This is a genomic window from Rhodoferax sp. RT4P68 (assembly GCF_056521305.1).
In genome coordinates this window covers 600,792-615,222 of record NZ_JBWMBB010000002.1, presented here as the reverse complement: position 1 = coordinate 615,222, position 14,431 = coordinate 600,792, and the positions used below count along the sequence as shown (strand labels likewise).

Here is a 14,431-nt window from a genome sequence, read left to right as displayed (position 1 = left end):
CGGCCCGTTTGCGCCTACATTGGGCCACCATCACTTCCCCAATCCGCCCCATGGCCGAATCCATTCTTCTGACAAGCGCGCCGGTGACCACCTTCGACGGTGGCATGTTGCTGACCGGGGCCAGCGGCTTCTTCTTCGAGCGGGACGCGCAGCTGTTCTACGTGACGAGCCGGCATGTGGTCATCGACGCGCCCAGCGGCCACTACCCCAGCCACATCGCCATCGAGGTGCACACCGACGCCGTGAACCTGACGAAATCCACCCACGTCACCGTGCCGCTCTACCTGGACGGCAAGAGCGTATGGCGCCAGGGCAGCGATTCGAGCGGCGAGATCGACGTGGCGGCGATCGAAATCCCGCGCGAGCTGATGCCGCCGGGTGCGGTCATCCGCTGTTTCACACCGGCGCATCTGCAGGCGTCCTCCGACGTGGTGGAGGTCGGCAGCAAGCTGCTCATCGTCGGCTTCCCGCTGGGGTTTCACGACATCACGCACCACCTGCCCGTGGTGCGCCACGCCGTCATCGCCTCATCGTTCGGCATCCGTTTTCAGGGCCAGGGCCTGTTTTTGACCGACGCCCGCACCCACCGTGGCACGAGTGGCGCGTGTGTGGTGCGGCGCGACGACAGCATGGGCGCTGCTCTCCCCTGGCGGCTGCTGGGCGTGCACTCGGCCCGCATGGACATGGGCGGGCGCGATCTGGTGCTGGATGAATCGCTGGGGCTGAATTCGGCCTGGTATGCGGATATTTTGATGACGCTGACGGCGCCGCGGGTGGTAGGGATGGCGGTGGCAGGGGCCAAGGGCTAAACCCAGAGCGCCGCCCCGCGCAGCAGACTTCACAAGACCGACCTGAAGCCAGACAGGTCTCGAACCGTTCGTGACAGGCCTTGCTTCAGCAACACCAGGTAGCGATCCACGTCGATCGGCGGGCTTCTCAGGGCGCTGCGCTGCCTCCGAGCTGCGGCCACAACCGCGGCTTGATCCAGATCGAAGAGGTTGTCGATGAACTCATCGGGGTGCTGAACTTCGACGCCGAAAGTTGAGATGGCCTCGGCAGGAAAGTCGCGCTCATTGAATGTGACGATCACGCTTGCGGTGCACCGGATAGCAGCCGCGAGGACATGGCGATCGTCGGGATCTGGCAACTTCAAACCGCCGATCAAGTCTTCGTGGCCGGTGACCAGCGCGTTCGGGACGGCCTTGTTCATGAGATCCACCGTTCGCTGTACTTGGCCGGGGTCCAGGTCAGGGCGATTCTTCAATAGGTTGCGCACCCACTCGTCATGAATCAGGGCCGTCCAACGCGCGCGAAAAAGCCCGGAGAGTGCCAGCCACATCAACAAGTCGCGAAGCGGCGCCGGATAAAGGACGCAGGCGTCAAAGACAGCCGTGAACGGGGAACTCTTCATTCATAGCCCATCTGCAGAGCCTGAGACTGAGCGGCAAGTTCCTCCATTGCTGCAGCGCTGGCCCGTTCTTGCGCAGTCTTGTACGCCATCAGGTCAGAGAATCGGACGCGCCGATGCTTTCCGGTCTTGTGAAACGGCAGATCACCCGTCTCCAGCAGTTTGACCAGATGCGGCCTCGACACATTGAGCAGGTCTGCCGCCTCCTGAGTGGTGAGCTCGGCATGGATCGGAACCACCTTTACCGCATTGCCGTCTGCCAATTCGGAGAGGATGTCGACCAGCAGCCGTAACGCCGACGTTGGCAACTCCACCGCGTGGGCTTCGTTCTTCTCATCGAAAATCTGAATCTGCTGCGTCTCAAACTGAGTTGACAAGAACGCAGCCAGCGCTCTTTGCCCTTGTATGGCAGCCGCAACTTCACCCGCGACCGGAAGCGAAGCTTCAAATGTGTGGAACTGAGTCATGTGGGCCTCTACGTCAATGCCGCCATTTTATTCGAAACAAACGAAAATCGCAATAATCGAAACGGCGCTTGCCACCCCACGTGGGTGGGAGACCCAACTTCGCTAGGCAGCCGCTACACAGTCGCTACACACCGGTGGTCACCACAAAGCCACGCGCCCGGCTCACCCCCCCAACACGTAATCCTGAAACTGCTTCCTCAACTGCGTCTTCAGCAACTTCCCCGTCGCCGTATGCGGCAGGCTCTCCACGAACACCACGTCGTCCGGCAGCCACCACTTGACGATGCGCGCAGCCAGGTGGTCCAGCACGCTCTGCTTGTCGACCTCGGCCCCCGGCCGCTTGACCACCACCAGCAGCGGCCGCTCCTGCCACTTCGGGTGCGGCAGGCCGATGACCGCCGCCTCGGCCACGCCAGGGTGGCTCATGGCGGCGTTCTCCACGTCGATGGACGAGATCCATTCGCCGCCGGACTTGATGACGTCCTTGGCGCGGTCCACCAGTTGCAGGAACCCATCCGGGTCGATGGTCGCCACGTCACCCGTCGTGAAGAAGCCTTCCTCGTCGATCGGTGAGCCGCCCTCGCCCTTGAAATAGCCGCTCGCAATCCACGGGCCGCGCACGCGCAGATGGCCGAAGGCTTCGCCGTCCCAGGGCTGCACCTGGCCCTCGTCGTTGACGATCTTCAAATCCACGCCCCACACACCACGGCCCTGCTTGAGCTTGACCTTGACCAGCTCTTCCGGGTCCATGCCGTCGTGCTTGGGCAAGAGCTTGCTGATGACGCCGATGGGGCTGGTCTCGGTCATGCCCCAGCCCTGCGTGACCTCGGCGCCGAACTGGTTCTCGAAGCGCTCCAGCATCGCGCGCGGCACGGCGGCGCCGCCAATGCCGATGCGCTTGATGCCCAGCGGGCGCGGGTCGATCTCGGGGTGCGCGTCCAGGTACTGGAACAGCATCAGCCACACCGTCGGCACACCTTGCGAGAAGGTGACTTTCTCATCGCGCATCAGCGTGTAGACGCTCTGCCCGTCCAGGTGCGGGCCTGGCAGCACGAGACGGCAGCCGACCATTGCCGCGGCATACGGCGTGCCCCAGGCGTTGGCGTGGAACATCGGCACGATCAGCATCACTGTCTCGCGTGAGCTGACGCCGAAGGTGTCGGGCGCCAGCTCCATCAGCGTGTGCAGCATGGTGGAGCGGTGCGAATACAGCACGCCCTTGGGGTTGCCGGTGGTGCCCGACGTGTAGCACAGCGACGAGGCCGTGCGCTCGTCGAAGTCAGGCCAGGTGTATTGGTCGCTGGCGTCGCCGATCAGGTCGTCCCAGCAGTGCAGGTTGGGCACGTCGATCTTGGGCATCGCGCCCTGCGTGCACATGCAGACGAAGGCCCGGACGGTCTTGAACAGCGGCGCCAGCTTCTCGACCAACGGCGCAAAGCTGGTGTCGAAGAACATGACCTGGTCTTCGGCGTGGTTGACGATGTAGTCGATCTGCTCGGGGAACAGGCGCGGGTTGACCGTGTGCAGCACCGCGCCGCTGCCCGACACGCCGAAGTACAGCGCCAGGTGGCGGTAGCTGTTCCACGCCAGCGTGCCTACGCGCTCACCGGGCTGGACGCCCAGCTGCTTCAAGGCATTCGCCACGCGGCAAGCCTCGCTGCGGATGCCGGCCCAATCGGTGCGGTGGATGCCGCCTTCGGGCAGGCGCGAGACGATCTCGGCCCTGGGGTGAAAGCGCGCCGCGTGCTCGATCAGCGACGAGATCAGCAGGGGGCGGTCCTGCATCAATCCGAACAGAGGTTGGGCCATGGCGATTCCTAAAGATGTACTTGAGCCGATCTTGGGGTCGGTGTCGGTGCCGGTGGCGCCCATGGCGCAATTCTTCTGGCCCAGCGCACCGTCAGCGGCCGCAAGGCCCAGCGTGAGCGCCAACGTCGTGCGGTACGAAGCCCGCGAACGCCAAGCGGCATGGTGTCTTGTCTCCTGCAGCTGGGGCAACTGGCGCGCGGGCACGATGCCGGCCAACCGGGGCATCGTAGGCACGCCCCGTGGCGGGAACATCGTCGGTTCGGACGATTGAGAGGTGGCGCGGGTCGTCCCTAGGATTCAGCCACTGCGACACAGCCCGCGCCGGCCGGCTGCGATGATGCCGCCCTGCCCCCCACATTCCGAGGAGACCCATGACCGCTTCCCCCCGCATGCTCGAAGGCCTGCGCGTCGTCGACCTGACGACCGTGATCTTCGGCCCCTATTGCACCCAGATCCTGGCCGACCTGGGCGCCGAGGTCATCAAGCTGGAGCCGGCCGACGGCGACCACATCCGCATCATTGGCAACCCCGTGAAGACGCCCGGCATGAGCCCGGTGCACCTGCGGCTGAACCGCGGCAAGCGCTCGGTGGACTGGGACCTGAAGACGCCCGATGGCCTGGCCGCCATGCACGCGCTGATCGCCACGGCCGACATCTTCATCCACAACGTGCGCGGCGAGGCCATCGCGCGGGCCGGCCTGTCGTATGACCAGGTGAAGGCGATCCGCCCGGACATCCTCTACGTGCACTGCACCGGCTTCGACCAGCGCGGGCCGTATGCCGGGTTGCAGGCCTATGACGACATCATCCAGGCCGCATCTGGCGTGGCCTCGCTGCCGCCCAAGGTCGATGGCAACCCGGCGCCGCGCTATGTGCCGATGACGATGGCCGACAAAGTCTCGGGCCTGCACGCGGCCTATGCCGTGCTGGCCGCCGTGATCCACCGGCTGCGCACCGGTGAAGGGCAGATGGTGGAGGTGCCGATGTTCGAGTCGCTGGTCAGCTTCAACCTGCTGGAGCACCTGTGCGACGCCACCTTCGTGCCGCCCACGGGGCCAGCGCTGTACCCGCGCCAGATCGACCCCAGCCGCCAGCCGATGCGCACAAAGGACGGTTACATCGCCATCGCGCCGTACATGGACGACCGCTGGCTGCGCTTCTTCGATGCCAGTGGCCACCCCGAAGAGCTGAACCGGCCCGAGCTGGCCGACAAGCTGCTGCGGCGCAAGAACATGAACCTGATGTACGAGGCGGCTGCGCGCATCATGCCCGAGCGCAGCACGGACGAGTGGCTTGCGCTGCTGCAGAAGGCCAACGTGCCGGCGATGCGCGTGAACGAGGTGGAAGACCTGCTGCACGACCCGCAGCTGCAGGCCAGCGGCCTGTTCCGCCAGCGCAGCCACCCGACCGAGGGCGAGTATCTGGAGCTGCGCCCGCCGGTGCGCTTCTCGGCCTACGAAAGCCCCGAACTGGCGCACGCCGCCACGCCGGGCCAGCACAACGACGAGGTGGCCCGCGAACTGGGTGTCACGGTCGCGCCACGCAAAGCGAGCGCGGCATGAACGTGGTGGAGGCTGTCGACAGCCGCCGTTCGGTGCGCGACTTCTTGCCGACACCGGTGCCCGGCGATGTGATCCGCCGCGTGCTGGCGCAGGCGCTGCGCGCGCCCTCGGGCGGCAACCTGCAGCCCTGGCACCTGCACATCGTGGGCGGTGAGCGCATGGAGGCGCTCAAGGCCATCATGCGCACGCGCGTGGTCGAGGCGCCCACAGGCGAGGGCAGCGAGTACGACGTCTACCCCCAGGAGCTGGTCGCCCCCTACCGCGACCGCCGCTTCGCCGTGGGCGAGGCCATGTACGCACGCCTGGGCATCCCGCGCGAAGACAAAGCCGCGCGCCGCGCCTGGTTCGCGCGCAACTACCAGTTCTTCGGCGCACCGCTGGCGCTGTTCTGCAGCGTGGACCGGCGCATGGGCCCGCCTCAGTGGTCCGACCTGGGCATGCTGCTGCAAACCATCATGCTGCTGCTGCGCGCCGAGGGGTTGGACAGCTGCGCGCAGGAATGCTGGGCCCTGTACCCGCAGACCATCGGCAGCTTCGTGAACATCCCGCCCGAACGCATGCTGTTCACCGGCATGGCGATCGGCTATGCGAAGCGCGACGGGCCGATCGACACACTGGTGACCGAGCGCGCGCCGCTGGACGCGGTGGCCGAATTCCACGGCATCTGAGCGACACCGCACCAGCCCCAGACTTTCGAACAAACCGCTCGCGGCCCGTTCACGGCTGCTGACCACCGCCGCTGAGCGCTGCGGCGCTTCGCGCTCGCCCGCCAGCGCGTATCCCACCGCCGTGGGCGTGTGCAGCAGCGTCGTCCCCGACGGCGGCAGCTGCGACGGCCCGCTGCTTCGGGCACAGCAGTTGCATAGGCCTGGCCAAAGCCCGCCGGCGCACGGGCACGCCTCCCGCACCACGCCACGCCTTACCGGGAATACCCTGTCCATCTAGCCGAAAATCTTGTCTATATTTCTTGCATGCAAGATTTTTCACGCTTGCATGCAACCAGGAGCCGCCATGCGCTTTTTCCGTTCCCTCTTCGGTCAGGTCGTGATCGCGCTGCTGCTCGGCGCGACATTGGGCCTGTTGGTCCCCGATTTCGCTGTCAAGCTCAAACCGCTGGGCGACGCCTTCATCAAGCTGATCAAGATGATCATTCCGGTGCTGGTGTTCTGCGTGGTGGTGCACGGCATCGCCGGCGCGGGCGACCTGAAGCGCGTGGGCCGCGTCGGCATCAAGGCGCTGATCTACTTCGAGGTGCTGACCACACTGGCCCTGGCACTGGGCCTGGTGCTGGCCTACGTGTTCGAGCCTGGCGTGGGCATGAACGTCGACCCCAAGGCGCTGGACCCGGCCGCCATGGCCGCCTACGCCAGCAATGCCGACAAGCTCACCAGCGGTGGCACGGTCGAGTTCCTGATGAAGCTGATCCCCACCACTGTGGTCGCCGCGTTCGCCACCGGCGACGTGCTGCAGGTGCTGCTGTTCGCGCTGCTGTTCGGCTGCGCACTGGCGCTGCTGGGCGACATCGGCAAGCCGGTCGCGCAACTGGTCGACACACTGTCGCTGGTGCTGTTCAAGATCATGGGCATCATCATCAAGCTTGCGCCGCTGGGCGTGCTGGGCGCCATCGCCTTCACGGTCGGCCAGTACGGCATCGGCTCGCTCAAGCAGCTGGGCATGCTGGTCGGGCTGTTCTACGTCGCCGTGCTGATCTTCGTGTTCGTGGTGCTCGGCCTGGTGATGCGCATGTCCGGCTTCAGCCTGTGGAAGCTGCTGCGCTACCTGCGCGAAGAGCTGGCCATCGTGTTCGCCACCACGTCGTCGGACAGCGTGCTGCCGCAGATCATGGCCAAGCTGCGCCGCATGGGCATCCGCGACAGCACGGTCGGCCTGGTGATCCCCACCGGCTACTCGTTCAACCTGGACGCGTTCTCGATCTACATCACGCTGGCCGCCGTGTTCATCGCGCAGGCCACGAACACACCGGTCAGCATGTCCGACCTGCTGGCCATCCTGGCGATCGCGCTGGTCACCTCCAAGGGCGCGCACGGTGTGCCGGGCTCGGCCATCGTGGTGCTGGCCGCCACGCTGCAGGCCATCCCCGCGATCCCGGCCATCGGCCTGGTGCTGGTGCTGTCGGTCGACTGGTTCATGGGCATCGCCCGCGCGCTGGGCAACCTGATCGGCAACTGCGTGGCCACCGTGGCCGTGGCCGCCTGGGAGGGCGACATCGACCGTGAGCGCGCCCACGCCGTGCTCAATGGCGACGCCGTGGCCGACGATGCACTGGACGCCTCCCCCGCACTGGTGGGCCAGCCCAGCGGCGCTGGTGCACACTGAGAGGATGCTCATCGCCCCCGATCCTGCCCCCGTTCCCGCCCCTCCCGCCCGCGCGGGGGCGTTGGCCGACATCAGCCCCACCGCCATCGCCGAGCGCGTGGTCGAGTCCATCCTGGCGCAAAAGCTGGCACCGGGCGAGCGCTTGGGTGAGCAGGCGCTGGCCGATCACTTCGGCGTCAGCCGCACCATGGTGCGCGAGGCGCTGATGCAGCTGCAGGCGCGTGGCTTCGTGGCGGTGCAGACCAAGCGCGGCTGGTACGTGGTGCAGCCCTCCACCGAGGAGGCGCGCGACGCCTTCGCCGCTCGCCGCGTCGTCGAGGCTGGCATCCTCACCGACCAGGGCCGCCCGCTGGCCCAAACCATCGTCGCGCTGCGCCAGCACATCGCACAGGAGCGCCGCGCCATCGACGACGCCGACGCCGCCACCCGTTCATTCCTGCTGGCTGATTTCCACGTCTGCCTGGCCCAGCACATGGGCCACCGGCTGCTGAGCGATGTGCTGCGCGACCTGACGGCCCGCACCACGCTGGCCGCCACGCTCTACCAGTCGCGGCACGACGCCAGCCAGTCCTGCGCCGACCACGAGGCCATCGTCGAAGCACTGGAAGCCGGCGACATGGCCACCGCGCGCGCCCGCATGCTGGATCACATCGGCAACGTGGAAGAAGCCCTGCAGACCGAGCTGCCCGAGCCGCAGGCGCTGGACAAGCTGCGCGTCACGCTGGCGCCGCTGGCGTTGCCGCAGGGGGTGTGAGGTCAAGTCTCGCCCTTGTCGGCCCCTTCCAAGGCACGTCCGTGTGGCCCCTGCTGGGCGGCCCGCCAGTACTCCTCGATAAGTCTCACCGCGTCCCTGTGTCGAATATCCAAGTCCGAAACGCGAAGCGAATGCTTGGGCAAGCGGTCTTTGGGTAGCGACCTATCCGCCCCAGTCTCCAACACGATGAACGGCTCGCCAGGGCCAGCGACAACCTCTCTGATGCTTGTTACTGAATCCCAACGCAGGGGGACCGTCTCGTCCCATCCTGCATACCAAACGCCATCTGCAGAAATTCGCAGCTTCGGCCGGCGGATGTAGTGGCCGCGAAACGCGACGGCAGCCATGGGTACAAGCACGACAAGAGGCAAAAGGCTGGCCGAACTGGCACTCCCCTGTTCGATGGTGCGCTGAACTGCGATACCCACAAAGCCGAGGATCGAAACGCCAACGACCACCAGCTGCCAGGGTCTGCCTTTGGCGAAATGGAAGACGCGCTCAGGAAGCATGCGACAGCAGGCTAAACGCGCTTGGACTTCTCGGGCCTGCGCGCCAAGCGATCAGAAGCTCTGCATAGCTGCCCGTCACAGCCAGACCGACGGCAGCTTGAAGAAGCTCGCCGTTCGTGAGCGTGGACCAACCGCGTTCGTGCGCAGTCGAGGCTTGATGTGCAACCAGCTGCTCAACAGCGTCGCAGGCTGACCAGTCCATGGTCAAGGAAGAATGGCGGTCGGCGTGAACCCCGCCAGCTTCAACCCGTGCGAGGACCCCAGCCACAGCGCGCGGTCGCGGTGGTCGCGCAGCTCTTCGCCGGTATTGGGGTGGATGAACACGTCCAGCGTGCCGTGGTTCAGCGTGAGCCAGCCCAGCACGTGCGGAAAATCGGCCGCGGTGATGGCCAGCTGGTAGCTCCACATCGGGTGCGGGCCGACCGGGCGCTCGTGGAAGCGGCCCATCTCCATGTGGCCGGCCAGTTCGACGAGGATGGTCTCGCGCAGCGTCCATGCAATGGCCCGCGTCAGCGCGTCAAAGTAGACATGGGCATGCCAGTCGCGGATCAATGAGGGGGGCAGCGGGGTCATGGTCGGCAAGGTGCGGTGAGCGTGTGGGTAAGGGAAAAAGAGGTGAGAACGGGCGTGTCAGATCCCGACCCTACCAGGGCTGCGTTGCGAAGCCGCTCCACAGTTCGTTCAGATCGCCGAAGCCCCACTTCTGCGGGTCTTCGCGGGCCACGATCTTCTCGTTGGCCATGCGGGCCAGGTCCAGCACCTCGGGGACGATGCGCAGCTGCGATCTGGTCGAGAAAAAGACCTTCACACACGGCGCCACCAGCGAATCGGATTGCTCCATCACCACGCCCAGCCGGCCCGACGACAGGCGCACCAGCGAGCCCACCGGGTAGATGCCGATGCTCTTGACGAAGGCCTGGAAGAGCGCCGTGTCGAAATGCGTGCCGCTCCATTCCGCCATGCGCCGGATCGCCTCGGACGGGTCCCACGCCTTCTTGTAGGGTCGGTCCGAGCTGACGGCGTCGTACACGTCACAGATCGCCGCCATGCGCGCCATCAGGCCGATCTGCTCGCCCGCCAACCGGTGCGGGTAGCCGCTGCCGTCGATCTTCTCGTGGTGGTGCAGGCAGCTGTCCAGCGCCTCGTCCTCAACGTCACCGCTGGCCAGCAGCATGGCGTGGCCTTGCTCGGGGTGGCGCTGCACGAGGGCGAATTCCGCCGCCGTCAACCGGCCGGGCTTGTTCAGCACGTCCAGCGGCACGGCGGCCTTGCCGATGTCGTGCATCAGCCCGGCCATGCCGGCGGCGCGCGCCTGCTCCTCGATCAGCCCCAGCTGGCGCGCCAGCGCGACCATCAGCGCGCAGACCGCCACCGAGTGCATGTAGGTGTAGGTGTCCGCGGTTCTCAACCGCACCAGGCTGACCAGCGCGCCGGGATTGCGGATGACGGAATCGCTGATCTCCTCGACCAGCCCGCGCGCAGCGCTGGAGTCGCCCAGCCGGCCCATGCGGGCTTCCTCGAACACCGAGGTGATGGATTCCTGGGCGACGCGGCACAACAAGGCCGCGCTGCGCAGCTCGTCCTGCATGCCGGTCGCGGCGCGCCGTCGCGCAGGCAATGCCGGCGACTCGCTCTGCGCAGGGGCTGGATCGTCGGCGGCAGGCGCGGGCGCGGGCACTGTGGGGGTGGCGGCCTCGGCTGGGGCCAGGCCACGGTCGGTGTCGATCCACACGCCCTGCACCTTGGAATCGCGCACCTTGGCCAGGTCCTCTACCGTCTTCAGCATGAAGCCGTCGCGCCAAAACGGGTGATCCATCCACGCGCCTTCGAAACGGTGGATGTACATGCCGACGGTCAACTCACGGACCTCGATACGTCTGATCATTGCCCGATCGATTCTGACGCAACATTGACCTGGAGGACGGATCAAATCACCGCACGCGCCGCCGCCAGAGTTTGCGCAGCGTCAAGACCACAACCGCCAAGGTTCAGCCGCAGCACGGCGACAACGCACGCGCAGTGGGCTGTTGGCCGCGTCAGCCGCGCGGAAACACCGGCTCGCGCTTCTCGCGGAACGCTTTCACGCCTTCTGCGAACGCAGCGCCGTCCAGCAGCTCGCGCTGGCGCTCGGCCTCATAGCGCATCTGCTCGACCAGCGTGCTGCGCCCCGCCGATTCATAAGCCGCCCGCACCTCGCGCGCTGCGTGGGCCGGCAGCCGGGCCAGCCGCTGCGCCAGGGCCAGGGCCTGCGTCTGCAGCTCCGCATCGTCCACGCAGGCCCAGACCAGGCCCCACTGGGCGGCCTGCTCGGCCGACAGCTTCTCGCCCAACAGTGACATGCCGACGGCGCGCGCGCGGCCGACAAAGCGCTCCAGGAACCAGGTGGTGCCCAGGTCGGGCACGATGCCCAGCTTCGGCATGAAGGGCAGGTAGAAGTAGGCCGTGCGCGCGGCCAGCACGATGTCGGCCGCCAGCGCGATGCCCACGCCGGCGCCGGCTGCCGGACCGTTGACGGCACTGACCACCGGCATGGGCAGCGTGCGCAGGTCTTCGATGATGCGGTTGGACAGGGACTCCATCGACGCGTAGCTGCGCTCGCCCAGCGAACCCTCGGCGTCCGTCGCACCGCCCATGCTGGACAGGTCGGCCCCGACGCAGAAGGCGCGGCCGGCCCCGGTCAGCACCAGCGCGGCGATGCTGCGGTCTTCGCGCAGCGCGGCCAGCCGCGCACGCAAGGCATGCTGCAGCTCGCGCGCGATCGGGTTCAGCCGCTCGGGGATGTTCAGCGACAGCACCAGCACGTCGCCATGGCGCGCCTCCAGCAGCACGTTTTCATTGGTCATGTGGATTCCTTGTTCATTTCGGTGGCCTGCGCGAGGGCGCCTTCTCGCCAGCGGTCAGCACGCCCCTGCGAAGCGCACCGACACGCCTTCGGTGTGCAGCAGGGGTTTGTCGGTGGCCATGCGTTACAGCCGCTCGATGATCGTGACGTTGGCCATGCCGCCGCCTTCGCACATGGTCTGCAGCCCATAGCGCTTGCCGTGCAGGCCCAGCGCATGCACCAGCGTGGTCATCAGCTTGGTGCCCGGTGCCCCCAGCGGGTGGCCCAGCGCGATGGCGCCGCCATGCACGTTGAGCCGCGCCGGGTCGGCCCCCGTGGCCTGCAGCCAGGCCAGCGGGATCGGCGCGAAGGCTTCGTTGACTTCGAACAAATCGATGTCGCCGATCGACATGCCGGCCTTCTTCAAGGCGCGCAGCGTGGCGGGGATCGGCGCCTCCAGCATGACGATGGGGTCGTGTCCCAGCACGCTCATGTGGTGGATGCGCGCGAGGGGCTTCACGCCCAGCGCCTTCAGCCCGCGCTCATTGACCACCATGACGCCGCTGGCGCCATCACAGATCTGGCTGGCGCTGGCCGCCGTGCAGCGGCCACCCTCGGCGATCAGCTTGACGGCGGCGATGCTCTCCAACGTGGCCTCGTAGCGGATGCCTTCGTCGGCCAGGTGCTGCTCGCCGGGCTCGGTGCCGTCGGCCATGCGCACGGCCACGGGAATGATCTCGTCCCGGAAGTGGCCGGCCTGCGTGGCGGCGATGGCGCGCTGGTGGCTGAGCAGCGCGAAGGCGTCGAGCTGCTCGCGCGACAAGCCGTAGCTCTCAGCGATCATCTCGGCGCCGGTGAACTGGCTGAACTGCACGCCGGGGTAGCGCTGCTGCATGCCCGGGCTCATGTAGGTGCCCAGGCCGGCCTTGGCCGCGAGGCTGCCCGGCGTGCCCATGGGCACGCGGGTCATGCTCTCGACACCGGCGGCGATCACGATGTCCATGCTGCCGGCCATCACGGCCTGCGCCGCGAAATGCAGCGCCTGCTGCGACGAGCCGCACTGCCGGTCGACCGAAGTGCCGGGCACGGACTCGGGCAGGCGCGAGGCCAGCACCGCGTTGCGCGCGATGTTGGTGGATTGCTCGCCGGCCTGGCCGACGCATCCCAGGATCACGTCTTCCACCGAGGCCGGGTCGGCGCCGGTGCGCGCCACGAGTGCGTCCAGCACCTGGGCGGCCAGATCGGCCGGGTGCCAGCCGGCCAACCGGCCGCCGCGGCGACCACCTGCCGTGCGGGCGGCGGCGACGATGAATGCTTCTGCCATGCGCGTGTCTCCTCAAGGAATCGGGGTCGGTGGAATGGTCGCGGCGGCGCTTCAGCCGGGCGTCGTCGGAACGGACGATTTTGCAAACGCCTGTGCAGGGGCCACAGGGCCCAGCACGCCCGCCTCACGCCAGGCCTGCTGCTGCGCGGCGCCGTGGCCCAACTCGCCCAGCACGTCGGCCGCGTGCTGGCCCAGGTGCGGCGCCGGGCCGGGCTTGGCTGCCGGCGTGCCGTTGAAGCGCGCCGGCGTGCGTGGCAGCCGCACACGGCCCAGGTCGCCATGGTCCACCTCGACCAGCGTGCCGTTGTGCAGCACCTGCGGGTCGACCAGCACCTCGTGGCGTTCGTTGACGCGGCCCACGGGCGCGTTGCGTTCGCGCATGCGCGCCAGCATGGTGGCGGTGTCCATGCCGGCAGCCTGCGGGTCCAATGCCTCACGCAGCGCAGCGGCGTGGCGAAAGCGCCCGTCCACGCTGGCAAAGCGCGGGTCCAGCGCCAGCTCGGGCTTGCCGAAGCCGGCGCACACGGCGGCGAACTCCACCGGCTGCGGGCCGGACGCCACCACATAACCGTCGGCTGTCTTCCACGGCTTTTGGCTCACGCCGAACTCGGGCGATGGCGCCGGCGCATCGTCCAGGAAGGCATGGTTGTACATGGCGTCGGGCCACTGGAACGACAGCGCCGCGTCCAGCATGGCCAGCTCCACCCACTGGCCCAAGCCGGTGCGCGTGCGCGCCAGCAACGCCGCGCAGATGGCCTGCGCCGCCGTCAACGCGGTGAGCTTGTCGCACAGTGCGGCGGCCAGCACCTGCGGGTCGCCGCTGATCTGGTTGCGGTGCGAGGCGCTGATGCCAGAGACAGCCTGGATCACCGCGTCATAGGCCCGCTCGCCGGCCTGCGGCCCGGTCTGGCCGAAGCCACTGATCGACAGGTACACCAGCTGCGGGTTCAGCGCCAGCAAGGCCGCGTGCCCCAGGCCCAGCCGGTCCATGGCGCCGGGGCGAAAGTTCTCGATCAGCACGTCGGCCCGCTGTGCCAGCTCGCGCACGATCTGCTGCGCACCGGGCTGCTTCAAGTCCAGCACGATGGACCGCTTGCCGCGATTGGCCGCCAGGAACATGGCCGAGATGTCGGCCTTGCGCGGGCCGATGTGGCGCGAGGTGTCGCCGCCCGGCGATTCGATCTTGACCACGTCCGCGCCCTGGTCGGCCAGCATGCCGCCGGCAATCGGGCCGGACAGCACGGCCGAGAGGTCGAGAACGCGGATGCCTTCCAGGGGTCCTGCCATTGCCAAATCCTTTCAGTGGTTCGCCGCATCAAAAGCCGATCACATCGCCGCACGGCTTGAGCACATGCACATCAGCTGCGCGGCGCTGGAGCCGTTGTAGCAGACGCGGTCGACCGGGGCGCCGACTGTCCAACCCCATTGGCTGGAACACAA

14 protein-coding genes are annotated in these 14,431 nt (G+C 67.4%); 5 read left to right on the top strand and 9 right to left on the bottom strand.

What is annotated here, in order from left to right; all coding sequences use genetic code 11:
* Positions 1-50 precede the first annotated feature (50 nt).
* The gene (locus AC099J_RS06255; protein ID WP_479614355.1) at positions 51-809 is read left to right on the top strand and encodes a trypsin-like peptidase domain-containing protein; all 759 of its coding nucleotides are present in this window, start codon (positions 51-53) and stop codon (positions 807-809) included.
* A gap of 29 nt (positions 810-838) precedes the next feature.
* Here the strand turns inward: AC099J_RS06255 and AC099J_RS06250 are convergent, their stop codons facing one another.
* The 3 genes from AC099J_RS06250 to AC099J_RS06240 form a co-directional block, all read right to left on the bottom strand.
* Positions 839-1,411, bottom strand: coding sequence for a VapC50 family PIN domain-containing toxin (locus AC099J_RS06250; protein ID WP_479614354.1), 573 nt, complete (start codon positions 1,409-1,411; stop codon positions 839-841).
* Positions 1,408-1,875, bottom strand: coding sequence for a helix-turn-helix domain-containing protein (locus AC099J_RS06245; protein WP_479614353.1), 468 nt, complete (start codon positions 1,873-1,875; stop codon positions 1,408-1,410). Before AC099J_RS06245 ends, AC099J_RS06250 begins: the two co-directional genes overlap by 4 nt.
* A 162-nt stretch (positions 1,876-2,037) precedes the next feature.
* Positions 2,038-3,684, bottom strand: a complete 1,647-nt coding sequence (locus AC099J_RS06240; RefSeq protein ID WP_479614423.1) for a long-chain-fatty-acid--CoA ligase — start codon at positions 3,682-3,684, stop codon at positions 2,038-2,040.
* A 371-nt stretch (positions 3,685-4,055) separates the two neighbouring features.
* On the opposite strand from AC099J_RS06240, the gene AC099J_RS06235 reads away from it, so the two are divergent.
* The 4 genes from AC099J_RS06235 (at position 4,056) to AC099J_RS06220 (ending at position 8,337) form a co-directional block, all read left to right on the top strand.
* Entirely contained in the window at positions 4,056-5,246 is a 1,191-nt protein-coding gene (locus AC099J_RS06235; protein ID WP_479614352.1) for a CaiB/BaiF CoA transferase family protein, read from the top strand.
* Positions 5,243-5,914, top strand: a complete 672-nt coding sequence (locus tag AC099J_RS06230) for a nitroreductase (RefSeq protein ID WP_479614351.1) — start codon at positions 5,243-5,245, stop codon at positions 5,912-5,914. The genes AC099J_RS06235 and AC099J_RS06230 overlap by 4 nt, the downstream gene beginning before the upstream one ends.
* Before the next feature lie 343 nt (positions 5,915-6,257).
* Positions 6,258-7,583: a C4-dicarboxylate transporter DctA gene (locus AC099J_RS06225; RefSeq protein WP_479614350.1), complete on the top strand. Its 1,326-nt coding sequence runs from the start codon at positions 6,258-6,260 to the stop codon at positions 7,581-7,583.
* 4 nt (positions 7,584-7,587) lie between these two features.
* The gene (locus AC099J_RS06220; RefSeq protein WP_479614349.1) at positions 7,588-8,337 is read left to right on the top strand and encodes a GntR family transcriptional regulator; all 750 of its coding nucleotides are present in this window, start codon (positions 7,588-7,590) and stop codon (positions 8,335-8,337) included.
* A 2-nt stretch (positions 8,338-8,339) separates the two neighbouring features.
* Here AC099J_RS06220 and AC099J_RS06215 read toward each other — a convergent pair whose 3' ends face one another.
* The 6 genes from AC099J_RS06215 to AC099J_RS06190 form a co-directional block, all read right to left on the bottom strand.
* Positions 8,340-8,846, bottom strand: a complete 507-nt coding sequence (locus AC099J_RS06215) for a hypothetical protein (RefSeq protein WP_479614348.1) — start codon at positions 8,844-8,846, stop codon at positions 8,340-8,342.
* A gap of 204 nt (positions 8,847-9,050) precedes the next feature.
* A complete protein-coding gene (locus AC099J_RS06210; RefSeq protein WP_479614347.1) occupies positions 9,051-9,419 on the bottom strand; it encodes a DOPA 4,5-dioxygenase family protein in 369 nt (122 codons plus the stop codon).
* A 70-nt stretch (positions 9,420-9,489) separates the two neighbouring features.
* Positions 9,490-10,731 (bottom strand): HD-GYP domain-containing protein, encoded by a 1,242-nt coding sequence (locus AC099J_RS06205; protein WP_479614346.1) that lies wholly within the window; start codon positions 10,729-10,731, stop codon positions 9,490-9,492.
* Positions 10,732-10,882: 151 nt separating this feature from the next.
* Positions 10,883-11,689, bottom strand: a complete 807-nt coding sequence (locus tag AC099J_RS06200) for an enoyl-CoA hydratase-related protein (RefSeq protein ID WP_479614345.1) — start codon at positions 11,687-11,689, stop codon at positions 10,883-10,885.
* A gap of 123 nt (positions 11,690-11,812) precedes the next feature.
* A complete protein-coding gene (locus AC099J_RS06195; protein WP_479614344.1) occupies positions 11,813-12,991 on the bottom strand; it encodes an acetyl-CoA C-acetyltransferase in 1,179 nt (392 codons plus the stop codon).
* Positions 12,992-13,042: 51 nt separating this feature from the next.
* Positions 13,043-14,278, bottom strand: coding sequence for a CaiB/BaiF CoA transferase family protein (locus AC099J_RS06190; RefSeq protein WP_479614343.1), 1,236 nt, complete (start codon positions 14,276-14,278; stop codon positions 13,043-13,045).
* Positions 14,279-14,431 lie beyond the last annotated feature (153 nt).

Coding starts and splice junctions, on each gene's coding strand:
- AC099J_RS06255 (WP_479614355.1), top strand. CDS start 51: ATGGCCGAATCCATTCTTCTGACAAGCGCGCCGGTGACCACCTTCGAC.
- AC099J_RS06250 (WP_479614354.1), bottom strand. CDS start 1,411: ATGAAGAGTTCCCCGTTCACGGCTGTCTTTGACGCCTGCGTCCTTTAT.
- AC099J_RS06245 (WP_479614353.1), bottom strand. CDS start 1,875: ATGACTCAGTTCCACACATTTGAAGCTTCGCTTCCGGTCGCGGGTGAA.
- AC099J_RS06240 (WP_479614423.1), bottom strand. CDS start 3,684: ATGGCCCAACCTCTGTTCGGATTGATGCAGGACCGCCCCCTGCTGATC.
- AC099J_RS06235 (WP_479614352.1), top strand. CDS start 4,056: ATGACCGCTTCCCCCCGCATGCTCGAAGGCCTGCGCGTCGTCGACCTG.
- AC099J_RS06230 (WP_479614351.1), top strand. CDS start 5,243: ATGAACGTGGTGGAGGCTGTCGACAGCCGCCGTTCGGTGCGCGACTTC.
- AC099J_RS06225 (WP_479614350.1), top strand. CDS start 6,258: ATGCGCTTTTTCCGTTCCCTCTTCGGTCAGGTCGTGATCGCGCTGCTG.
- AC099J_RS06220 (WP_479614349.1), top strand. CDS start 7,588: ATGCTCATCGCCCCCGATCCTGCCCCCGTTCCCGCCCCTCCCGCCCGC.
- AC099J_RS06215 (WP_479614348.1), bottom strand. CDS start 8,846: ATGCTTCCTGAGCGCGTCTTCCATTTCGCCAAAGGCAGACCCTGGCAG.
- AC099J_RS06210 (WP_479614347.1), bottom strand. CDS start 9,419: ATGACCCCGCTGCCCCCCTCATTGATCCGCGACTGGCATGCCCATGTC.
- AC099J_RS06205 (WP_479614346.1), bottom strand. CDS start 10,731: ATGATCAGACGTATCGAGGTCCGTGAGTTGACCGTCGGCATGTACATC.
- AC099J_RS06200 (WP_479614345.1), bottom strand. CDS start 11,689: ATGACCAATGAAAACGTGCTGCTGGAGGCGCGCCATGGCGACGTGCTG.
- AC099J_RS06195 (WP_479614344.1), bottom strand. CDS start 12,991: ATGGCAGAAGCATTCATCGTCGCCGCCGCCCGCACGGCAGGTGGTCGC.
- AC099J_RS06190 (WP_479614343.1), bottom strand. CDS start 14,278: ATGGCAGGACCCCTGGAAGGCATCCGCGTTCTCGACCTCTCGGCCGTG.